The 22,129-nt window shown below is 65.8% G+C and carries 17 protein-coding genes; 11 read left to right on the top strand and 6 right to left on the bottom strand.

The genetic code is table 11. From position 1 onward, the window contains the following. Positions 1 to 12: 12 nt before the first annotated feature. The 3 genes from ACIP1U_RS17795 to ACIP1U_RS17805 all read right to left on the bottom strand — a co-directional run bounded on the left by ACIP1U_RS17795 (position 13) and on the right by ACIP1U_RS17805 (position 4,136). Complete coding sequence (locus ACIP1U_RS17795) at positions 13 to 1,380, bottom strand: sigma 54-interacting transcriptional regulator (RefSeq protein ID WP_400317199.1); 1,368 nt, start codon at positions 1,378 to 1,380, stop codon at positions 13 to 15. A 125-nt stretch (positions 1,381 to 1,505) separates the two neighbouring features. Continuing rightward, positions 1,506 to 1,979: a hypothetical protein gene (locus tag ACIP1U_RS17800; protein WP_400317202.1), complete on the bottom strand. Its 474-nt coding sequence runs from the start codon at positions 1,977 to 1,979 to the stop codon at positions 1,506 to 1,508. Between the two features lie 792 nt (positions 1,980 to 2,771). Next, positions 2,772 to 4,136, bottom strand: a complete 1,365-nt coding sequence (locus tag ACIP1U_RS17805; RefSeq protein ID WP_400317204.1) for an NCS2 family permease — start codon at positions 4,134 to 4,136, stop codon at positions 2,772 to 2,774. Positions 4,137 to 4,551: 415 nt separating this feature from the next. Between ACIP1U_RS17805 and ACIP1U_RS17810 the strand changes: the two genes are divergently transcribed. Both ACIP1U_RS17810 and ACIP1U_RS17815 read left to right on the top strand, forming a co-directional pair. Further along, the gene (locus tag ACIP1U_RS17810) at positions 4,552 to 4,755 is read left to right on the top strand and encodes a cold-shock protein (protein ID WP_400317206.1); all 204 of its coding nucleotides are present in this window, start codon (positions 4,552 to 4,554) and stop codon (positions 4,753 to 4,755) included. 1,573 nt (positions 4,756 to 6,328) lie between these two features. After that, positions 6,329 to 7,423, top strand: coding sequence for a replication protein RepA (locus tag ACIP1U_RS17815; RefSeq protein WP_400317208.1), 1,095 nt, complete (start codon positions 6,329 to 6,331; stop codon positions 7,421 to 7,423). 115 nt (positions 7,424 to 7,538) lie between these two features. Here the strand turns inward: ACIP1U_RS17815 and ACIP1U_RS17820 are convergent, their stop codons facing one another. Next, positions 7,539 to 7,742 (bottom strand): cold-shock protein, encoded by a 204-nt coding sequence (locus ACIP1U_RS17820; RefSeq protein ID WP_006159056.1) that lies wholly within the window; start codon positions 7,740 to 7,742, stop codon positions 7,539 to 7,541. Positions 7,743 to 8,118: 376 nt separating this feature from the next. Between ACIP1U_RS17820 and ACIP1U_RS17825 the strand changes: the two genes are divergently transcribed. Together ACIP1U_RS17825 and ACIP1U_RS17830 are read left to right on the top strand one after the other, a co-directional pair. Beyond that, on the top strand, positions 8,119 to 8,778 hold the full coding sequence (locus tag ACIP1U_RS17825; RefSeq protein ID WP_400317215.1) for an AAA family ATPase: 660 nt from the start codon (positions 8,119 to 8,121) through the stop codon (positions 8,776 to 8,778). 3 nt (positions 8,779 to 8,781) lie between these two features. Further along, positions 8,782 to 9,795 (top strand): ParB/RepB/Spo0J family partition protein, encoded by a 1,014-nt coding sequence (locus ACIP1U_RS17830; protein WP_400317218.1) that lies wholly within the window; start codon positions 8,782 to 8,784, stop codon positions 9,793 to 9,795. A gap of 174 nt (positions 9,796 to 9,969) precedes the next feature. Here ACIP1U_RS17830 and ACIP1U_RS17835 read toward each other — a convergent pair whose 3' ends face one another. Beyond that, positions 9,970 to 11,640, bottom strand: coding sequence for a phage integrase family protein (locus tag ACIP1U_RS17835; RefSeq protein ID WP_400317220.1), 1,671 nt, complete (start codon positions 11,638 to 11,640; stop codon positions 9,970 to 9,972). Between the two features lie 604 nt (positions 11,641 to 12,244). Here ACIP1U_RS17835 and ACIP1U_RS17840 point away from each other — a divergent pair. The 7 genes from ACIP1U_RS17840 (at position 12,245) to ACIP1U_RS17870 (ending at position 20,295) form a co-directional block, all read left to right on the top strand. Then, the gene (locus tag ACIP1U_RS17840; protein WP_400317223.1) at positions 12,245 to 13,057 is read left to right on the top strand and encodes a response regulator transcription factor; all 813 of its coding nucleotides are present in this window, start codon (positions 12,245 to 12,247) and stop codon (positions 13,055 to 13,057) included. Positions 13,058 to 13,378: 321 nt separating this feature from the next. After that, on the top strand, positions 13,379 to 13,843 hold the full coding sequence (locus tag ACIP1U_RS17845; protein WP_400317545.1) for a DNA-binding response regulator: 465 nt from the start codon (positions 13,379 to 13,381) through the stop codon (positions 13,841 to 13,843). A gap of 158 nt (positions 13,844 to 14,001) precedes the next feature. Then, positions 14,002 to 14,280 (top strand): hypothetical protein, encoded by a 279-nt coding sequence (locus ACIP1U_RS17850; protein WP_400317225.1) that lies wholly within the window; start codon positions 14,002 to 14,004, stop codon positions 14,278 to 14,280. Between the two features lie 701 nt (positions 14,281 to 14,981). Then, positions 14,982 to 15,965 carry a DUF1839 family protein gene (locus tag ACIP1U_RS17855; protein WP_400317227.1) on the top strand — a complete coding sequence of 328 codons (984 nt, stop codon included), beginning with the start codon at positions 14,982 to 14,984 and terminating at the stop codon, positions 15,963 to 15,965. After that, positions 15,962 to 16,750 (top strand): hypothetical protein, encoded by a 789-nt coding sequence (locus ACIP1U_RS17860; RefSeq protein ID WP_400317229.1) that lies wholly within the window; start codon positions 15,962 to 15,964, stop codon positions 16,748 to 16,750. Before ACIP1U_RS17855 ends, ACIP1U_RS17860 begins: the two co-directional genes overlap by 4 nt. Before the next feature lie 305 nt (positions 16,751 to 17,055). Then, the gene (locus tag ACIP1U_RS17865) at positions 17,056 to 17,778 is read left to right on the top strand and encodes a Crp/Fnr family transcriptional regulator (RefSeq protein WP_400317232.1); all 723 of its coding nucleotides are present in this window, start codon (positions 17,056 to 17,058) and stop codon (positions 17,776 to 17,778) included. Positions 17,779 to 17,865: 87 nt separating this feature from the next. Continuing rightward, entirely contained in the window at positions 17,866 to 20,295 is a 2,430-nt protein-coding gene (locus ACIP1U_RS17870) for a polysaccharide biosynthesis tyrosine autokinase (RefSeq protein ID WP_400317234.1), read from the top strand. 121 nt (positions 20,296 to 20,416) lie between these two features. On the opposite strand, the gene ACIP1U_RS17875 is transcribed toward ACIP1U_RS17870, so the two are convergent. Beyond that, positions 20,417 to 21,964, bottom strand: a complete 1,548-nt coding sequence (locus tag ACIP1U_RS17875) for a glycosyl hydrolase family 28-related protein (protein WP_400317237.1) — start codon at positions 21,962 to 21,964, stop codon at positions 20,417 to 20,419. Between the last annotated feature and the right edge of the window lie 165 nt (positions 21,965 to 22,129).

Genomic DNA, 22,129 nt, shown 5'->3' on the forward strand with positions numbered 1-22,129 from the left:
CCGCCTTGCCGCTTACTCGCCCGCGGCGGGCTGGCTTTCCACGCGGATATTGTGCTTGTGCATCAGCCGGTACAGGGTCACGCGCGACACGTTGAGCTCGCGCGCGGCGGGCACCACGTGGAAGCCATGGCTAGCCATCACGTTGCGGATTGCCTCGCGTTCGGCCTCCTCACGGATCGCGTCGAGGGTCTTGCGCGGCAGTTCGGCACCGCCGTGCAGTTGCAGGTCCTCGGCCGTGATCTTGCGGTTGTCGGTCATCACGATGGCGCGGCGCACGCGGTTGATCAGCTCGCGCACGTTGCCCGGCCACGCGTACTGCATCATGGCCTGGGTCGCGCATGCCGAGAAGCCGCGGATGCGCCGGTGCGCCTCGTGCCCGTGCTCGGCCAGCACGGCGTTGGCCAGCTGGAGAATGTCCTCGCCGCGCTCGCGCAGCGGCGGAATGCTCAGCGTCAGCACGCACAGCCGGTGGAACAGGTCGGAGCGGAAGCGGCCGTCGCCCTGCGCGGCCACCAGGTCCACGTGCGTGGCCGAGATGATGCGCAAGTTCAGCGGGATCGACTGGTGCCCGCCCAGGCGCGTGATGGTGCCCTGCTGCAGGAAACGCAACAGCGCCACCTGGCTTTCCAGCGGCAGGTCGCCGATCTCGTCGAGAAACAGCGTGCCGCCCTGCGCCTGTTCGATCCAGCCGACCTTGCGCTGGTTGGCGCCGGTGAACGCGCCCTTCTCGTAGCCGAACAGTTCCGACTGCACCAGGTGCGAGGGGATGGCGCCGCAGTTGATGGCGATGAACGGCCCCTTGCGCCGGCTCGAGGCATCGTGGATCGCCTGGGCCGCCAGTTCCTTGCCGGTGCCGGATTCGCCGGAGATGAATACCGGCGCCTCGTTGTGCGCCACCTTGGCCAGCGAGCGGAACATGGCGCGCATGGCCGCGCACTCTCCGATCATGGTGCCGCGCGACGCCGTCTCCTGCACGCGCGCGCCATGCAGCGACGCCATGCCATGCGCGTGCTTGAGCGTGTAGATCAGCTCCTGCACCGAGAACGGCGTGCGCACGTAGTCCACGCAGTAGTCGCGGATCAGCCGGCGCACGCGCTCGTCGGCGAGCATCGCATCGCAGGTGATGGCCACCCAGGTGACATGCAAATGCTGCAGCGCGAGTTCGAGCTGGCCGAGCTCGGCGTCGCTGTACTCCGCCTGCAGGTCGATCACGCCAGCGGAGGGCGGGCTCGCCCGCACCACGCGTTCGACGTCGCGGATCTGCTGCACGCGGCGCAGTTCCCATCCCGGGCCGAAGCTGGACGGGTCAAAACCAAAATCTTCATGACGCGACACGACCACGATCTGCGCAGTGCGTGACGCCTTGCACAGTCGGTCCATCACGATCTCCCGGACGTTTGGCTTGTTCTTGGTTCCGGCACCCGTGGACTGCGCGGGGGCCTGTGGCCGTGGCGCGGACTGGGGCTGGACTGGCTGCGGGTTGGCGCCCGCTAGCAACGTCGGTATCACGAGGTGGACAGACTGCGGGACGGCTCCTCGGGCGCGGCGAGATAGCCGCTGCCCCCCTGAAGCTGATCGCGGATGCGTCGCCGCACCGCCTCCTTCTCACGCATCAGCTCTACGCGCGGTGCCTCGGGAGTCTGTCCGGAGTATTGGTAGTAAAGCGACTTGTAGGTGAGCTGGCTCAGGATCCATTCCTGCAGCATGGCACGCTGGCGTGCCAGCTCGCCCTCCAGCAAGCGATGGCGGCGCAGCAGGTTTTCCACCGCGGCACGGGCGCTGTCGCTGAGCGCACTGTCGTCAGCCAGCAGGGCCGCCACGTCGGCAGTGGCGCCGTCACGGCTGGCACGGTTTGCGGGCGTTTCACCTGCGGCTTCCCCCAGAGCAGCCCAGGCGTGGTGAATGGATCGGCTAGTGGATCGGCTTATGGACTCCCTGACGGGCCCGATGGCGGGTCGCCGGATCTCTCCTGCGGTCATGATTATCCCCGTTGAACAACATCCCCCGGCACTACACGTCTGCGGATACCACTTGTCAGTCTTGGAGTTATTTGTGTCTGCGTGGCGCACGTGTTTTCCGCACGCTCCCTGTGTCGTGGCCCTGCCGCCTTGTCTGGCGGTCTCATCCGAGCTGTCCCCGGACTGGCGGACGGCGCCAACGCGCGTTCGGTGTACTCCGGCAATCCAGCCCCGCATGCACCGGAGTCAAGAAGGGGCGCCTTGCCGCGCCCCTCTTTGCCACGCCTATAGTTCAGTGCATTTGGGGCGGTTTGTCCAGCCCTGAGTGGGTGACTTACACCCAATCTCATACTTTGGTATGAGCCGGCCTGCACACCGCCAATTTGGCCGGTCGGAAGCGGTTTGCGGGCGCGATCCGCGACAAATTCGGGACCGGATGCGAGCCAAATTTCGGACCGAATTTCGGACTAAATTTCGGATGGGATAGCTGCCCGTCCGTCGTTCCGCCGGAGCGCCATTTCCATGCCGGCATGGTACGCAGAATCGGGTACGCTTTCGCGCCCCGAACGGGTGATGACAGCGGTCTCGATTGCACGCACAAGTGGTGGGCGAGGTGGTATCGCGCGATTCAAGGAACCTTGAATCGCTGCCCGCAGAAACGGGTTCGCTGCGAACGCTCGTGCGGCCCTGGGCGTCCCGCAGAAACGGGTACGCTTTGCGGGCCTTCCTGCGCTCCGATCGCGGTGGGGCAAGGGGTGCGATAAAGAATGGGCGGCCGGTGCTGCCCACGTCCGCTCTGGCCGCCAGGAATGCTCAGTGGCCCGGCAGATAATAGAACTTGAAGACAAAGACCGCGGCAATGATCCAGACCATCACCGGCACGCTGCGCGCGCGCCCGGTCAGCAGCTTGAGTGCCGCGTAGCTGATGAAGCCGAAGGCCACCCCGTTGGCGACCGAGTACGTAAAGGGCATGCCCAGCGCGGTCATGACCGCCGGCACGACTTCGGTGACGTCGTTCCAGTCGATCTCCAGCAGCTCGCGCAACATCAGGCAGGACACATACAGCAGCGCCGGCGCGGTGGCATAAGCCGGAACCGTGCCCGCCAGCGGCGCGATGAACAGCGCCGCGAGGAACAACACGGCCACCGTCACCGCAGTGAGCCCCGTACGCCCGCCGGCCTGCACGCCGGAAGCGCTTTCGATGTACGCAGTGGTCGACGACGTACCGAGGAACGAGCCGGCCATGATGGCAGTGCTGTCAGCCATCAGCGCCTTGTTCAGCCGGTCCATGCGGCCGGCCTTGAGCAGGCCGGCACGGTTGGCCACGCCCATCAGCGTGCCGGTGGCATCGAACAGCTCGACCAGGAAGAACACCAGCACGACATTGATGATGCCGATCGACAGCGCCGCCGAGATATCGAGCTTCAGCAGCGTCGGGCTCAGCGAAGGCGGGGCGGAAAACACGCCGTGGAAGGTATTGCCGGCAAAGGCGAAGCTGAGCAGCGTGGTCAGCAGGATGCCGATCAGGATCGCGCCCTTCACGCGCAGGTGGTCCAGCGCGACGATCACAAAGAAGCCGACAATGGCCAGCACCGCCGGAGGCTGATGCAGGTCGCCGATGGTGACCAGCGTTGCCGGGCTCGCCGCCACGATGCCTGCATTCTTCAGCGCGACGATCGCCAGGAACAAGCCGATGCCCGCGGTAATCGCGACGCGGATGGAATGCGGGATGCCGTTGACAATCATTTCGCGTACGCGCAACAGCGTCACCAGCAGGAACAGGCAGCCTGAGATGAAGACCGCGCCCAGCGCCGCCTCCCACGGAAAGCCCATGCCCTTCACCACGGTGTAGGCAAAGTACGCGTTCAGGCCCATGCCAGGCGCCATCGCGATCGGGTAGTTGGCATAGAACCCCATGATCAGCGTACCGATCGCCGCGGCCACGCAGGTCGCGACGAAGACCGCATCCTTGGGCATGCCGGCATCGCCCAAGATCGACGGGTTGACGAAGATGATGTACGCCATCGTCAGGAAGGTGGTGATGCCGGCGAGGACCTCGGTGCGGACATCGGTCTGGTGCTCGCGCAGCTTGAACAGGCGCTCGAGCAGCGGCGGCTGGCCGCGCGAGGGGTTGACGGAAGGCGTACCCGGCTTGGAAGCGGGTTCCGGCATCGACATGACTAAGTCTCCTGGTATCGTTATCGTGTCCGCGGCAGGCATTCCGGTGCGGCGTTGGCCGCTTGGCGCGCCACACATGCGGCAAGCGTACTCTCGTCGAGCATGGGCCGGATACAGTACGGCGCACACGAATTAGCGATATACAAAAGGCGTGATGATCCCACAGCGGATTTCGGGCGCACAGGGCTGCGCACGGCGCCGACCCACCCGCGTGGCCCGCTCGGGTCTGGCCCCAACTTGACGCTGGCCCCAATCCCCCGTATAAACCCGGCTAGATTCAAGCGACGAGGCAACAGTTCATTCGTTAGCCACCGTCTGGTACTTCGGTTGTCCATGGTGTCCTTTCCTTGAGTTCCCTTGTCGGATGGCGCGTGCGTCATGCGACGTTTTATATCCCTTTTCTGGAAAGCAAATCATGCAAACCGGTATCGTCAAGTGGTTCAACGACGCCAAGGGTTTCGGCTTCATCAAGCCGGACGCAGGTGGTGACGACCTCTTCGCCCACTTCTCGGAAATCCGCGCCGACGGCTTCAAGACGCTGCAGGAAAACCAGCGCGTGCAGTTCGAAGTCAAGAACGGCCCGAAGGGCCTGCAGGCAGCGAACATCACCCCGCTGTAAGCGTTGCCCATGGCGCGCCATGTGCGCGCCACGCAACTGAAAAACCCCGCCTCGGCGGGGTTTTTTGTTTTCCGGCGGCTTGAGCCCGCCTGTGGCGCCGGGCTCGCGAGGTAAGCGAGCCCGGGCACTCTCCCCTCCCCCTTCCAATGCGCCGGTCCTGGCGCGCACTTTCTGCTCCCACGCCCCCGTCCGCAGAAACGGGTACGCCTTGCTGCGCTGCAAGTCGGGATTGCTGCTGTCGGCTTACGCAGAAACAGGTACGCACGCCACCCCGAAGCCTCGCCACTCACCGCCGAACACGCAGAAACGGGTACGCCTGGCGCAGGGCTTACCCGGCAAGTCTTCGCGCCCTTCGCAGAAACGGGTACGCCTGGCATCGCCACGTTGCCGGCTTGCCACATCAATAGGCGCACCAATGGCAGCCCGACCGCTGAGATATCCACACGAATAGGCCGCGGACAGCACGCAGAAACGGGTACGCACCCTATTGCAGTGCACAAGGTCCCGTCCTCCAGAAGTTCGAAACGACTCTCCGCAGAAACAGGTACGCCCGCACGGGCCTGCACATCGCCTTCTCGCGCAGAAACGGGTACGGCGTCCGAAGCTTTCGGGCACATCGACCCAGGTTGGGACGAAGCATAGCCCGGTTGGCTCGCAGAAACGGGTACGCCTGCGCAAGCGACGACATATCGACGTATACGTTGAGTGTGAGTGCTAGCTTTTGTTGAGAGAGCCGTGTAGAATGGAGAATTGGGAATGCGCCTATCCGCAGCCCTCTGTTTTCGTCGCAGAATTGGGTACGGTTGGGGCGCGTCCGCTCGGGATCGCCCCGCAGAAATGAGTACGCAGGCTTAACTTCTGGCCTACAGGCCAATCGACGCAGAATTGGGTACGCCGCAGAAACGGGTGCACAGAAGCAAAAGCGTGGTGGTTCTTCTTCGTCACGCAGAATCAGGTACGGTTTCCAGCTGTCTGGCGCAGAAATGGGTACGCTGTTGCGGCCAGGCGGCTGAAGGCAATCCAGGGTTCGAACCCTTTTCTGCGTGGATAACCCGGGCCGCAGGCCTCTCGGCGGCGCAATCCAGCGGTAAACCAGGCGTAAACGGCGTATACCGCCCGGGCTGGCGCAGAAATGGGTACGCTTTGGGCGGTCGCCGTTGTGGAAAAGCCTGTGGAAACACGGGGTTATCCCCGCAGAAACCAGTACGCGGGTTCCGCAGATACAGGTTCGGTGTGTCGCAGATACGGGTTCGGGCCTTCGCAGAATCGAGTACGTTTGTCCGCAGAATCAGGTTCGCAGAGGGGGTTTTTTCCCTTACGAATCAGGGCCCTGAACTTCACGTATACGGTTTACAAGTAGTTAACCCGTATCGGTATCGTTTACTGGTAGTCACTGGGTTGCGCACCGTGGACAACCCTCGCGGGTTGCCCACCGTCCGCCACCCAGCTGCCAGTCGTGAGAGTCCCCGCACGACAAAACCCAGCAAGCAAGGCAGAACTTCAGCGTACCTGTTTCTGCGTGACAACCTTTGCGGCTTCGCGTACAAAGGCGGGTAATCCGAAGCACGCCAATATGCCCATCAAACGCTCCCCGGCCGCCACGGGGGATCGAAGTGTCCTCGACATGGATGCCGAGCCCTCCCGCATCATTGTTCCCGGCAACGAGAACAGCCTGGTTCCGTCCGAGAAATTCCAGCGCCTGTTTGACGAGGCGCAGGCCATGGAACGCGAAGACGCCTGGCAAAGTGGCGAAGTTGGCTTTCTCAGCCGCGCCAGCGTTCAGGTCACGCTGCCATATCGGGCGCCCAAGGGCGCGCCGCCGGTATGGACCCGCACCAGTGGCAATATCTCGCTGATGATCCAGCCTGGCTACTTCACGCAGCAGCGCTCGGAGCGTGCCACCAACGGCCGCCAGAAGCTGGTGTCAGAGACGGTTTCGCTGGGTTATCCCTATGGCTCCTATCCGCGCCTGATGCTTGCCTGGATCGGCAAGGAGATCATGGCGAAGAAGAAGCGGGGGGAGTTCACCGGGACAGTGGAAGACCGACGCATCTCGCTGGGCAATTCGTTGTCCGAGTTCATGTACAACCTCGGTATCCCGATGGCTACCGGCGGCAAGCGGGGCACCATGACGCTGGTACGCCAGCAGATGATCCGGCTGTTCTCTGCGACCATTGCGATCGTGCAGAACAAATCCACGCCCAGCCAGAACCAGAACCCGAGCCACGAGCCGTTATCGATCGACCGTGTCGGCTACTTGCTGGCCGATCAGTTGTCGACCTGGTGGGACCCGATGCAACCAGGGCAGGGCTCGATGTTTGAGAGCTTTGTGGTGCTGTCCGAGCCGTTTTTCAACGAACTGGTCAACCGCCCGGTACCGGTGGACATGCGTGCACTGAAGGCGCTGAAGCAGTCGCCGTTCGCGCTGGACGTTTATTCGTGGTTGACCTACCGCTTCTTCACGATCCAGCGGCGCACAGAGATCCCTTGGGAAGCCCTGCAAATGCAGTTTGGCACCGAGACCGAAAGCGAGCGCAAGTTCCGCGCGCTGTTCCGCAAGGCGCTGAAGGACGTGCTGGTAGTCTATCCGGGGGCCAAGGTCGACGCCGATTCGTCCAAGGCGCTGATCCTGCAGCCATCCCGTACCAGCGTGCGCAAGCTGGGCTGAGCCCTGGCCCCTGAGCGCCTGACCCAAAGGCAGATGCAAAAAAGGCAAGCGTTGAACGCTTGCCTTTTTGTTTGTCCGCCGCGGCAGGGATGCTGCGGCGGACAAATGAGCTGGATCAGGCCGGCTTGATCGCCGAAGCCTGCAAGCCCTTCGGACCCTGCTTGACTTCAAACGTGACGCGCTGCCCATCCTTCAGGGTCTTGAAGCCAGAGCCCTGGATTTCGGAGAAGTGCGCAAACAAATCTGCACCGCCGTCGTCCGGGGTAATGAAGCCGAAGCCCTTGGTCTCGTTAAACCACTTGACCGTACCGGTTGCCATAAGAATTTCCTTTTCGAAGCAAGTTCTAGTACACCACGCAAACAACCGTTCAAGCACGTTGAGTTCTCGTAGATACCGAACGGAAGCCGACGAGGTTGACACGACTTGACTCGACTGTAGCGCGCATCATAACCACTTTGGATTGCGGTGTCATGTGCGGCGTAATGCGCACTACAAATACTTTAGACACAGGGGCGGCCGTATTTCAAGCAAATTTATTGTCGAAGCGTGGCCTCTTGTCAAAAAACTGCATGACATCCTTGGGTACTTTAAGAAATATTTGTAAATTTTTAAAATGGTTGATGCGCCACCTCCTTTTGGCTACAGTTGCGCCTTAAGAGTCAACCGCGCTTTCAGCGCTGAAAGAGAGGTCGCAGTGGCAGCCAAAATCATCACCGTCTTCAACCAGAAAGGCGGTTGCGGAAAGACCACGGTCAGCATGCACCTGGCGGGAACGCTCGGCCTGAGGGGTGCCCGATCCATGCTGGTCGACATGGACGAGCAAGGCACCGCCACCCGCTGGGCGGCCCAGGCCAGCGATGAGCGCCCGTTCCCCGCGTCAGTGATCGGCCTGGCGCCATCGGGCGGCGCCATGCACCGGGAAGTCCGGAAGTTTGTGCACGACTACGATTACATCGTTGTCGACTGTCCGCCTGCGGTCCATTCGGCGGCGCCGTCCAGTGCCCTGCTGATTTCCGACCTTGCCATCATCCCGGTGGTGCCGTCGCCTCCGGACCTCTGGGCGGCAGTTGCTGCAAAAACGCTGGCGCAGCATGCGCAAGTCCAGAATGAAACCTTGGTGATTCGGGTGATGGCCAATATGGTGCAGCGGCGCGTGTCGATCGCACGACAGGCCATCGAAATCCTGGGGGACGACGGCGAGGTGCCGCTTTTGAATTCGATGATTGGATCGCGCTCGGCATTCCGTGAATGCCAGGCGATCGGCTGTACCGTCCATGGCGTTGCCGGGGCGCGTGAGGCGGTGCAGGAGGTCGACATGATGGTCGACGAAGTGTTGTCTTTGATTGAGCAATAAGGCATGGCTACAAAATTGAAAAGCCTCAAGGCCGGCATGCTCGCCGGCATGGTGGCAGAGAAGCACCGCAACGACACGCTTGACCGGTTTGCGCGGGCCGAGGCAGCGATTTCGCAGCATCCGAATGGACTGCTGCAGGGCAGGGCGAACGATGCTGCTGGCGTTTTCAGCGCTGAAAGTGTGGGAGAGATGGCGCCCGGCCGACAGCTTGTGCGCATCCCGCTGGCGCTGCTTCACGACAATCCGCTGAATGCCCGCCGGATCTATGACCCTGCGGTCGTGCAGGAGCGCGCGGCGTCGATCGCCACGCATGGACAGAAGACCCCTGGCCTCGCTGCACCCGACCCGTCGCGTCCCGGCCACTACATCCTGATCGACGGCCACTACCGTAAACGAGCGCTGGCGTCAGCCGGCAAGCTCGAGATGGAGTGCTTTGTCGAGGACGACCTGAGCGACCTGGATTTCTACCGGCTGTCGTTCATGCTCAACGAGCAGCGCTCGGACCAGTCGGCGCTGGACAATGCGATCGCGTGGCGGCAGCTGCTCGACGAAGGCAAGGTTCAGAAGGAAGAAGAAATCTGCGAGCTGACCGGGATATCCGCCGGAACGGTCAACAAGACGCTGGCGCTGCTGCGCCTGCCCGAGTCCGTGCTTGGCGTAATGCGTGAGCGGCCGAGCGCGATCGGTATTGCCGCGGGGTATGAGCTGACTTTGTATTGCAAGCTGGCGGGGGAGGAGCGCACCCGCGAGCTGGCGACACGGATCATCAACGATGGCCTGTCGAGCCGCGAAGTCGAGGCGATCCGCAAGCAGGCTCAGGAAGGCAAGTCGCGCAAGGTCAAGGAAAACAGCCGGCAATACAAGATCCGGACCGACAGCGGCCAGCTGCTCGGGACCATCAAGGAGTGGGATTCGGGGCGCGTCGTCCTCGATGTCCAACTGGGCGACCGCAGCGCCCGCGAGGACCTGGTCGAGCTGCTCAAGGCTCGCTTCGGGCTGGACAAGACCTTGCTCTGAATGAGTTGGATGCCGGGGGGGCGGACCATGGCAGACCACCGCACTCCTGGAGCCTCCCAATCCCGGGGCCCCCAGGTCCCGGCCGTGGCAGGATCGCTCACGCAAGATCCTGCAGCGTACCCAGTTCTTCGGTGGTAAACGAAACGCCACCCATCCAGTCCCGTACCGCCAGCCCTACGGCATCTCTCGCTCCGTACCAACTTCTTCGGCGGACGCCAGCGCAGTCCGGCAATGTTGTGCCTCACGAACGAGGTCACGCGGAGACCAGACCGGGAAGGCCGCATCCAGCCTGTGATAACGGGTAATTGCCGCCGATAGCAATGCATGCAGCCCTCGCACCGAATAGGGCGGGTAGGTCGTGCTGGCGAGCTTGCGCTGCGCCCGCCGGGTGGGCGGCGCAGCGGGCGGGCCGAGCAGGGGCACATCCGCAGTAGCGGGCGCGTCCAGATCCAGCCCCCGGTCTTGCCAGTGCCGGCGTAGCGCCGCCAGCGCCATGTCGCTGAGCGCAAGCCGATCCTCGTCCGGCGCTTCCTCCCCCTTCGTTTCTGGCGCCCGGTGGAGGACCTGCAGGTCTTTCCAGCGAAGCGCCACCAGCCCGGCAAAGCGCGGCCGGCATTCCCGGAGCAGCGCGACCGCCGCGGCCGCGGTTCGGTAGCGCATGCCGTCCGGCCGCCGGCTTTCGTCGTCCAGCCAGGCAGTGAAGCGCGCCAGCCCCATCTCGTCGACAATTCCCCCACCGCCAGCGCTGCCGGTGCCCGGTCCGGATGCCATATCCCCGGCCTCCGGCGCCATGCCGATATCCGCTGCTGCACCTCTTGCCGCACCGCCCACTGGCAGCCATCGCGCGGCTGAGTCGTAGCCATTGCGCGCCATCCACGCCCACAAGGCGCCCAGGACACGCATACTATGGCGCAGGCTGGCGTCGCCCAGCGGCCCGGTAAATGGCCGCCAGGCCCCGACTTGCCTCGGAGCCCGCGGTCCGCACCAGCGCGCCGCCGGCTGCGGATCCGCAAGGAAGGCCAGGTATGCCTGGCGGTCCTGCTCGTCCAACATGGCGAGACCCTTGCGACGCTCGGTCGCAGACCACAACAGCAGCCGTTCGGCCTCCTTCCGGTACGCCGCATACGTGGTGCCGGCAGGGTGAGCGCTGGCGTGCAGCCATTTGCGCACCGTGACGACGCCGTGGGCAAAGGGACAGGCGGGCGGTGCCCCGGCATCACTGGCGAGAAGTTCCAGCGGCAGCAGGTGCGGCATGTCCGGCGCGAGCGCGCCGCGCGCCAGCGGCGTGCGGTTACCCACGTGCGCGGCCAGCATGGGCTTGCCCTGGGGAGTGCGAACCAGTTCGCGGTGCTCCGCCAGCCAGCGGTTGATGGCTTGGCCGGCGAGGGCGCCGATACCCGGTACGCGCCGCCACCACCCCGCGCCGCGAGCATTGCTTAATCCAATAAGTGCCTTAATAGTAACAATTTCAGCGTTGCGCAGGCGGCGTGCCAGTGACGGCCCGAACCACAGTTCCACGCCATGCTCCGCCCGCGGCGCAGCCGTACCGAGCCGTTCCAGTTCCGCCAGCGCGTCCACCCGGCGATCCATGCCGCGGTTGGAACGGCCCGGACCGGCCACCAGCAGTTCGGCCAGATCGGCGCGGCCATGGAGATGCGCCAGCTGGACCATGCGGTCGCGCAGGCCCAGCAGCGTGCGCAGCGCCGATTCACCGGCATCGTCCTCATCGCCGTCGTCGGCCAGATAGCGGCCAACGACCATGGCTGCCGGCATGCCCTGGACATACGCGCGGACGGCGGCGAATTCGCTGCGAGTCAGGCTGACGGTGTGCGATCCGGGCAACATGTCAGCGGCGCGGGAGGGTCGGTGGGGGAGGGCACATTATTTGCCGTAACTCCTTGATTAATAAGGCACTTAAACTCAGCGGAAATCCATCCGGCCGAAAATGCACAGCAAAGCGCAATGCCGATAATTCTATGCGAGGTAAGCGGCATTCTGCCAGTCACGCGCCACCCGAACACCTGTTTGCGCGGTTAAGCTGCGCAAACAGGGTCGCAGTGGGTTGCCGGTGACAGCGCCGGGACGAAGGGAGGTCTCCGTTCGGGAATACCCGCTGCAATGCAACAGTGGCTTGCTTTCGACGCCCCTGTTTCATAAGCTGAATATCAGAATTAGATTCTATTAAATCTGATTGGAAAGTGACTAAAGCGTTAGTCATGAGCTGCGCGGCCCGGCACCAGCCGGCGAGGCACGGCTCGAACGGCGCAAACGGGGCGATTCGGCACTCCAAGGGAAGGGACAGGCACGGCAACCGACGGGACGCCGTACCAGGCCAGGAACAAGCCGGATCGTATGGATTGACGAGCCGCAGCATAGCGGAAGCCGGTCCAACAGCAAGAACGGGTTTGTCGCAGGGCCTGGACTTGCCGTAATAAGAAGGAGAGCGGCCATGGCCAGCATCCTCTTGATCGAACACCATCCACTGCTGCGCCTGGGTCTTCGCCACCTCCTGGCCCAAGCGCATCTCCCGGGCGACCTGATCGATATCGATCCGCTCGCGCCGATCGACCCCGACCTCTGGCTGATAGACGCCGACTTGCTGGTCTACGGGCTACCGTCCGACGCCGCGGCAGGCTGGGCGCAGCTCGACGACCTGTGCGAGCGCCTGCGGCCCCGGCGCGTGCTGCTGCTGACCGAGCAGCCCGCCGCCGCACTGTCACGGCAGGCGCTGCCGGAGTCCGTACGCGGCTGCCTGCACAAGGCCGCCAGCGCCGAAGCGCTCGACGCCGCGGTGCGGCTCGTGCTGGCCGGCGGGGAGTGCTTCCCGTCGCTGCTGCTGTCCGAGCCGGTCAGCGGACGCGGCGACGCCGCCGGCACGCTCGCCATTTCCGTGCCGACCGCGCCGACCAGCCACGCCGCCGCCCCGGTGGTGGTGCCCCTGCATGCGTTGCGCGGCGAAGCGCCAGTTGCGCGGCCTGTGCATACGAGCGAAACGCCGTCGAGCGGTGCGCATCTGCTCAATATCACCGAACGGCAGTACGAGGTGCTGGCCTTGCTCGCGCGCGGCTATCCGATCAAGACCGTCAGCCGGATGCTCAATATCTCCGTCGCCACGGCCAAGACCCATGCCTGCACGCTGTACCAGCGGCTTCATGTCCGCAACAAGGGCGAAGCCGTATACGTGGCGCTGCAGCGCGGCGCCACGCTGGACTGGGCCGGCCCGCCGGCGGTGCGGCCGCTCGGCGCGTGCCAGGCCGCCTGACGTCCCTGCATGCGGGCTCCGGGGGGCATCGGTTGCAGCGATCCCGGCGCTGGTCGGCACCGGTGCCGCGGCCATCCCCGCAGGTCATCCTTTTGACGTGGCGGCCTCCACCAAAAGCATGAGGCGGTGGCGGGGAGCGCTTGCTACGTTGACAGGGAGGCGTTCGCCGCCGCCTGCCGCACGCCATGCGTCAGGCGCCCGGCGACAGGGCGCGCTCGCCGCGAGGCTCGCCATGTTCGCCACGGCGGGCCATCCGGCCACTTGACCTTCTGACCCTGGGCCCAACACGCTGCACCGGCCGTGGGCACCATTGCCGAATCGATGCCGACCTACCTGATTGCCAGCAACGAAATGATGTGCCGCACCCTGGTGCGGCGCCTGGAAGCGCTGGGCCTGCCGCGCCCGATCCGGTGGCGCGCGCCGCAATGGCTACAGGAGTGCGCTGCCGGCCGGCAGCGTCATCCCGATGCGGACGAGCCCGGCAGCGATCCGGCCGATATCGCGCTGATCGATTGCAGCGGACTGGACGGTGATCCGCGCAAGTTGCTCGACCAGATGCACTCCCGGCTTGCGCCGCGCCGCTGGCTGGTGTTGTCAGACCGGCTGGACGCCGGCCTGATCGTACACGCCGCGCTGCTGGGCGCGAGCGGTTGCCTGGCGGTGCCAGCGCCTGCCGAAATCGTCTGCGCCGCGACCGCGCTGGTGTGGGCTGGCGGCCAGTGCTTCCCGCGCATGGCGCTTTCGCAGATTCAGGCAACGCCCCAGGACAGCGTCGGCGCCGCCTGAATCTGCCGGTCCCTCACGCGCTTCACTCCTTCGGCCACCACAGGATTACAGCCTGCGGATGAGGGCGCTCTGTGCGCGCAAGCACTATGCTTGAGATGCCCGGCGTGCGAGCGGCCCCGTTCCAAGAGGCATGCCGCACCGGGATGCTAGGGGGTCGTATGGAAGGCGGGATGGATTACCTGGTCGTGCATGGCTTCGCCGTGCGCGAGGGCCGGGGCAAATGGGCTTGCTGCTTCGAGATCCGGCTGGCTGGTGCGGGCGAGCAGCCGCTGCTGTATCGCGGAGAACTGCATGGTCGCCGCTTCGATTGCGAGCATGCCGCGGCGCAGGCCGCGCATGAAGCAGGACAGCGTGAAGCGGTGTTGCGCGTGGAAAGCCTGCGCGCATTGATCATGGCGCAGTATCGTCTGCGCCTGCCGGCAGCCACGCTGCCCTGAGCCAGGGCGCTGCGGCGCCTTGCTGTGTTCCGCATGCCTCGCCAGCACCAGCGCCAGGGCGAGGCGCGATCACTGCTGCCGTCATCTGCAGCAGTGCTGCCTGCTTCCAGTCCCGCTCGCCAACCATTGCCGTGCACCCACACGTCATGCCCATGCATGCTGGCGTCGCTCGTGCTGGCGAACGCCGTCGCGTCCCCGTGCCATGCCACAAAAAAAGAAGCCCGCCGACCGGGGGACCATGCGGGCTTTGAAGGCGTGCGGGCAATACTGCCCGCCCACACGTCCTCTTGACGATATCCAATCGGCACGCGCGCCTGTATCAACCAGAAGCAGCATGCGCGTCACGCATGCGGCTGAATGCCACTCAACCGGCTCAACCGGCTCAACCGGAACTCAACCTCTGCGGCGACCAGCACAGGCGCGCGTGCCATTGGCATGCGCGGTCTTGCGCCACGCAACGATGGCTGGACCTGAGAGCCTTTGCAAGGTTTGTGCGCCGTCCAACAGACTGTCCTGAACCGCGCGCGCCAAGATCGCCGTCACGACCGATGGCGCAAGCATTTGGCTCGGTGCAGGGAGAAGGCGGGCATGACAACAGACAGTCAGTGCACGGCAACCGGAACGCGAGCGCGAGGGCGCGCGTCCGGCGCGGACCGTGCACACCCGCAAACGGATCGGCATGGCAGGCGCGGAGGTCTCTAGTGTACGGCGACACCAAGATGCGTGGACGTGGCGGGCCCGGGTTGCGCGGCGGCAATCCGGTGTGGTCGCACGTCAACTGCCATATCGACCTGTGGATCGAGTTGCTGCACGGACTCGAACTGCCACCGGTCGCCGCGCTGCCGTGCGCAGTGCGCCAGGATTTCGAGGCCGACCATTTCACGCAGTGTCGCTTTCCGGTGGCGGACCTGGAGCGGCTCTATGGGCTGACCGCGCATGCGCTGACGCTGTACGACTCGCTCGAGTCGCACGTGGCGGCGCAGACCGCGCGCGGCCATCTCGTCGTGATCGAGCTCGACAGCAGCCAGCTGCCGCCGCCGCCAGGTGCGGGCTACCAGCGCCACCGCACGCCAACCTGCATCGCCGTCGACGTGCTGATCCCGGAGGCGGGCGCAGTCGGCTACTACCACACCGACGGCTACCACACGGCCAGCGGCGAGGACTACGCCGCGATCTTCCGGCTGGCGCCGGGAGCGCGCAGCGCCGAGACGCTGCCCTTCGTGCATGCCGACGTGGTGCGCCGCGATGGCCGGCTGCGCGGGCGCGAGCCGCTGCTCGACGCTTCGCTGGCGCTGCTGCGCACGCACCTCGGCAACCGCCCGCAGCAGAATCCCGTGACACAGTTCCGCGCCGTGTTTCCCGCGCACCTGGAGCGGCTGATGGCGCGCGGCGAGCCGGGCTTCCACCACTATGCATCGGGCGTGCTGCGCCAGCTCGGCGCCAACTTCGAGCTGCTTGCGCGCTACCTGCGCTGGCTGGTGATGCAGGGACAGGATGTTCCCGAGAAGGCGGCCGAAGCGTGCTACACGATGGCGTCGGAAGCGATGGTGATGCAGTTCCGGCTGATGCGCGCCGTGATCAGCCGCAAGCCTGATCGCTGCGAAGACTGCCTGGACCAGCTCGAGGCCTCCTACCAGGCCAGCGTGCCGGCGCTGGCCCGGCATTTCGGCGAGTACGCGCCATGACCGCCGACGTCGCGGCCACCGGCCGGCCGGCCACTGCCCTCGCCGCGTTCACGGCCGTTACCGCCGTCACACCCATCACCGCCTTCACCGACGTAGAGCCGCGCGCGCCTGGCGGTCCGTGGCGATGGCTGCAGACGTTGCCCGGCGCGGCCCCGTCGCCCGCGGTGCTTGACGACGGCGCGTGCTGGCTGCCGGCGCCGGTGCCCGGTTCGGTCGCGATGGCCATGCATGCGGCGGGCCGTTTGCGCGAAGGCGCACCGGTGCCGCTGCACTGCCACGATTACTGGTACCGGCTGCGCTTTGCCGGACACGGGCTGCGGCTGCTGCGCCTGCGCGGCCTGGTGCGCGGCGCCGAAGCGTGGTTCAACGGGCGTCTGGTGATTGCCGTGGATGATGCGATCGGCCGCGGCGCCGAGTTGCATGAGCAGCATGAGCTGCATGCGCTGCACGAGGCCGCGATCGAACTGTCGGGCATGAACACGATCCACCTGTGCTTCCGCGCGCCGCGGGTGCTGCATCCTGCCGCGGCGGCAGTGCGTGGCTGGCGCTGCACCGTGGTGGCCGCCGCCGGGAACGTGGCTGGCTTTCTTCCGCGTGCCTTGCCGCTGGATGCGGTCGGGCCATGCCAGCCTGTCGAATTGCTCGCGCCCCTTTTTCCCCTATTACCCCCTGCACCCCTTCCGGCACCGGACGTCTCCGCCTGCCGCCCCGCGCTTGCCCTCGTCTCCGACTTTTGCACGAGGTCCCGGCGCCTGCCGGCACCGATGCCGCGCGCCGCACGTTGATCGGGCGCGGCCGGGCCTTCCGCTCGGCTTTCCGGCCAACCTCCCGATGGATGAGCGCTTCCCAACCATTCGCCTACTGTCGCAGCGTCTTTCCATGACGCTAAATAGAGTCACTGGCTTGCAGTCAGCGCCGCGGCAGGTCAACAGGGTCAACGCGGCGCAGCCAGGCAGTCGGATACCAGTCATGCCGGCCATGCCGGCGCTGAACGGCGACCGGCAAGGCTGAAGCCCGTTTTCCCGAGTGGCGTTCGCCGAGCTGGCAGAACGTTGTTCCCGAAAACGGGTTTGGACAGGGGGTACGAAAAATGATTACGCATCGGTCGGAACTGCATGTCAATCACCTGCTCAGCGCGTTGCCGCGTGGCGAGTGGGAAACGCTGGCCCAGCATTTCGAGCTGGTCCGGCTGCGCGCCGGGGAGTTGCTCACCGATTCCGGCCAGCGCATCGTCCACGTCTACTTTCCAACCACCGCGGTGGTTTCGTTGCTGTCGCTGCTCGAAGACGGCGCGACCGTCGAGATCGCCGCGGTCGGCCATGAAGGCCTGGTCGGCATCCCGGTGGTCACCGGCGGCGACACCATGCCCAGCCGCGTCGAAGTGCGCAGCCCCGGCCTGGCTTACCGCATTCCCGCACGCATGCTGCGCGCCGAGCTGCCGCGCCTGCCCACGCTGCAGCGCGTGACGCTGCTGTATGTGCAGGCGATGCTGACGCAGATTGCACAGACTGCCGCGTGCAACCGCCACCACTCGCTGAACAAGCAACTGTGCCGCTGGCTGCTGCTGGCGATCGACCGGCTCAGTTCCAACGAGCTGGTGATCACGCAGCAGGTCATCGCCAACATGCTCGGCGTGCGCCGCGAAGGCGTGACCGAGGCCGCGGGCAAGCTGGAGGACCTGGGATTGATCCACCACAGCCGCGGCCATATCACGGTACTGGACCGCTGCGGCCTGGAGAAGCATTCGTGCGAATGCTACAAGCTGGTCAAGCGCGAATATGACCGGCTGCTGCCCGCGCTGGCCAGCGCCTGAACGGCGCTGCCGGCTGCCACTGGCGGCGTGCGGCTGACCACGCGCGGCGCACGACGCCGCGCTGATCCCATTTGAGGAGCGGTACCCGTGAGCAGACTGTCATATGCCGGTGCGCCGGCGGAAGGTGCGGCCCCCCGGCGCGAAGCCCAGCCCGCCAGCACGCGCCAGGCGCGCGCACTGATGGACCACATGGGCTGGATCGTCGCTGCGGGCGTTGTCGGCGCCGGCGTCGGCGCGCTGGTGGCGCTGTCCGAGCCGCCGCAATACCGCGCGCAGGCGCTGGTGCAGGTGGAGGGCCGCGACAGCGGCGTGCGCAGCGTGGCGCAGACGCAGGGCGCCGCCGGCTTCGACGCCGGGCTGCTCAAGAGCCGCGCCGTGGTGGGGCCTGTCGTCGAGCGGCTGCGGCTGGATATCACCGCGCGGCCGCTGCGCGCGCCGCTGGTGGGCTCGCTGGTGGACCGCTTTGCCACGCCTGGCCAAGTGCGCGGAACCTGGCCGGTGAGCCAGGGTTATGCGTGGGGCGGCGAACGCCTGGTGGTCGACACCATGACCGTGCCCGAAGACCTGGTCGACCAGCCACTGCTGTTCGAGACGCGCCGCGACGGCGCCTACCGGCTTTTCAACCAGGACGTGCTGCTGCTCGAGGGCCGTGTCGGCCAGACCGCCAGCGGCAACGGCGTGACGCTGCGCGTGGACCGCATCGAGGCCGCGCCCGGCACGCGCTTCGCGCTGACGCGGCATGACCTCGCGCGCACCGCCGAGGCCGTGCGCAGGGGCCTGCAGGTCGAGAGCGAAGGCGCGCAGACGTCCGCGAGTCCGGGCAGCGCACCGGCGCAGCCGGGCGGCACGGTCCGCGTGGGCTGGCAGTATGCGGACCGCCAGCTTACCGCCGAGCTGGTCAACGGCGTCACGCGCGCCTATATCGACGGACAGACCACCAAGCGCCGCGAGGACGCCGCCGGCACGCTGGCCTTCCTGTCGAACGAACTGCCGCGCGTGCAGGCCGAGCTGACCCGCGCGGAAGAGGCGCTGACGCGCTACCGCGCGCGCACCGGCTCGCTCGCGCCCAGCCGCGATGCGCAATCGTTCCTGAACAACAGCATGGAATACCAGCGCCAGATCGCCGCGCTGCGGCTCGAGCGCACGCGGCTGCTGCAGCGCTTTACCACCGAAGCCAATGAAGTGCGCATGGTCGACAGCCAGATCCAGCAGATGACGCGCGAGCGCGCCGAGATCGATGCGCGCATGCAAAGCCTGTCGGCCTCCGAGCGCGAATCGGTGGCGCTGACGCGCGACGTCAAGGTGGCCGAGGACATGTACATGACCCTGCGCAGCAAGGTCGAACAGCTGTCGCTGATGCTGTCCGACAGCTCCAGCCAGCTGCGCGTGATCGACGCCGCGATCGCACCGGTGACGTCGGTCGGGATCGGCACGTGGCCGTTTGCTTCCGTGGGCGCGCTGCTCGGGCTGTGCCTGGGCGTGGCCGGCGTCAACCTGCGCCAGCGCTTGCGCCCGTCGGTGGCCAGCGCGGCCGATGCCGAAGAGCGGCTTGGCATGGCGATGCTCGGCGACATCGCCTTCAGCAACGAGCAGGGCGAGCTGGAGCGCCAGATCGAAACCAAGCGCCGCCTGGGCATTGCCGCGGGCTTCACGCTGCCGACCGAAGCGCGCCTGGGCTGGCCCGAGCCAGGCACCGAGATGATCGATGCCGACACCGCGGAGGCGCCCGAGGGTGAGCGCGCGCGCGCCGAACGGCTGCTGCGCCAGGGCCTGCACGACCAGTACCTGCTGGCGCGGCGCGCGCCGCATTCGCTGGCGGTGGAGGGCCTGCGCACCTTGCGCGCGGCGCTGCACTTCGCGCTGCGCGATGCGCCCAATTGCGTGGTGGCGGTGACCAGCCCGGCCAGCGGCGCAGGCAAGACCTTTACCGCGGTCAACCTCGCGGTACTGTTCGCCGAGGCCGGCCAGCGCGTGCTGCTGATCGACGCCGACCTGCGCCGCGGACGCGTGGCGGACTGGTTCGACCAGCCGGTCGAGCCGGGCCTGGCCGAAGTGCTGGCGGGGCGCGCCGCCATCGCCGATGCGGTCAGGCCGAGCGTGGTCAGCGGCCTGTTCCTGCTCAACCGCGGCGCGGCGCCGGCGAACCCGTCCGAGTTGCTGATGCTGCCGGCACTGGCGGAAACGCTGCGGCTGTGCGCGGGCCGCTTCGACCTGGTACTGGTCGACACGCCGCCGGTGCTGGCCGTGGCCGATGCCACGCTGGTGGCGAACCTGGCGGGCTCCACGCTGGTGGTAGTGCGCGCGGACGTGACGGCGGCGGGCCATGTCGACGACACCCTCAAGCGCCTGGCGCATGCCAATGCGCGGCTGGCGGGCGGGATCCTGAACGGGGTCATGCCACGGCGCAGCAACCGGTCGGACTTCAATACGATCAACCCTTACCTGGGCATGCCGTTGCCGCTGGCGCAGAACAAGCACCTTGCCCTGGAAAAGGCGGAAGCGCCGAAGCGATCCTGAGCGGGCCGAGCGCGGGCGTACCCCGGCGTACCCGTTTCTGCGTGCGGTCCGCGCGCGTGCCGGCTACCAGGGGATGAAGCGCACCGCCAGGAACGGCGGTGCGCTGGCGTTACCGCAGGCATTACGGCGCAAACCGGATGTGCGCGCCAACGTCGTTGTTTGCCGTATCGGTGCCTGCGCCGACCTTGATCGTGTAGTTGCCGCCAGTCAGGTCCGTCGTAATCGAGTTGTTCCTGAACGTGGATGCCTTGATGATGCCGACCACGGATTTGGTGCCGAAATTCTGCCGGGGATAGGCGATCCTGTTGCCGGAGAAGCTGGCAACGCCGGCCCTGATATTGGGAAAATCGTCACGGTAGTCCGGCGTGTGGGTGCTGATGAGCGTGTTGTTCTCGATCAGGACCCTGGCCCCGACATCGAGTGCCTGGAGCCCGACGCCGCTGCTCCTGATGGTGTTGCCCCGGACGATGGTGTTCACCGTGTTCATGTCGCCGATACCCTCTGAAAACGAGGGGTAGACCCCGCCATCGACGGTATCGATCACGTTGTTCTCGATGACCGATCCCGGCGCTGACAGGATCATCACGTAGGGATGCTTGTTGCCGGCGCGGCCCACGATTTCCGAGTTCCGGATGGTGACGTTCTCGGTGTTCCTGCCATTGTCGCCGCCGACGAACTGCGAGCCCTTGTTGTTCACGAAGCGGCAGGCATCGAAGACGATGTCGCCCGTTCGCGCCGTCACCCGCTCGGCTGGCGCGTCGGGCTCGATATCCACTCCGGCGGCGGGCGCATGCGTAGGGTAGGCCCCACCGGTGACGCCAGTGTCGCGGAACGAGGACCTGGTGACCCGCAAGCCCCTGGCCTGCATGATGCTCATCCCCTGGCGGGCATTGTTGTACGAATCCACATTGTGGATGATGCCGTTGCGATCGGCGGTGAACTCCCCGCCGATGTACAGGCCGTCGCAGGCAAAGTGATGGATCTTCAGGTGGCTGAGTTCATAGTTGGAACTCGCGTTCGTCTGGATGCCGTGTGAAGACGTTTCACTCAGCGGCCTGCCATCCGGCGACGGCGGCCGCGACATCTTGTCCACGTTGCCGTAGAGCTCCAGGCCCGAAATCTTGAAATTGGTGGAATGCCTGATCTCGAACCCGAGCTGGTGCCGGTAGGAATACCAGGACTGACCGCCGCTCTTGTCGTTGGTGATGGTGAAGTCTCCCTTGAAGGAAACCACGGAACCGGTGCAGCCGATCAGGCTGAAGTTGCTGGCTTTCGCCAGCCGGATATTCTGGATGCCGTTCGCGGCGGGGCCGCCGGCGATCGCGAAGCGATCGATGTTGTAGGTGCCCTTGGGGAAATAAACGATCTTGCGCTTGATATACCTGTAGTTGGAAATCTCTGCCGCCATTCTCTGGAAGGCAGCATAGTCGTCCGTCACGCCATCCCCCCTGGCCCCGTAGGCGGTGATGGACTTCACGATCGCGCCGGGATAGGCGCGTTTCTCGGCGGTCAGCAGCGGGCAAGGATCTCCGGCTTCATTCGGGCTCCTGGCAGCAGCCTGGAATCCTGTCTGCGCATGGCCCGCAAGCGGCAGGCATGCACAGCAGACTGCCGCGGCGATGGCAGTCCGGACCAGCTTCGGCTTGGTTCGCTTCGGCGAAGCAGACATGGCGCTCCCCTTTGAGTGACGCGGTGGATTTGCCAGCCTCGGCCCAGGGCCGGCATCGGCATGGCGGACCGGGCTATGCAAGTGCGCTGCCTGAGCCGGCTGCCGCATTCGCCTGCCGCCGCGAATTCGAATGGCAAGCCCTCCGGTCCGGCAGCAAACGGAGGG

Origin of the sequence: Cupriavidus sp. NPDC089707, from assembly GCF_044748965.1 — a bacterium.
GTDB lineage: Bacteria > Pseudomonadota > Gammaproteobacteria > Burkholderiales > Burkholderiaceae > Cupriavidus.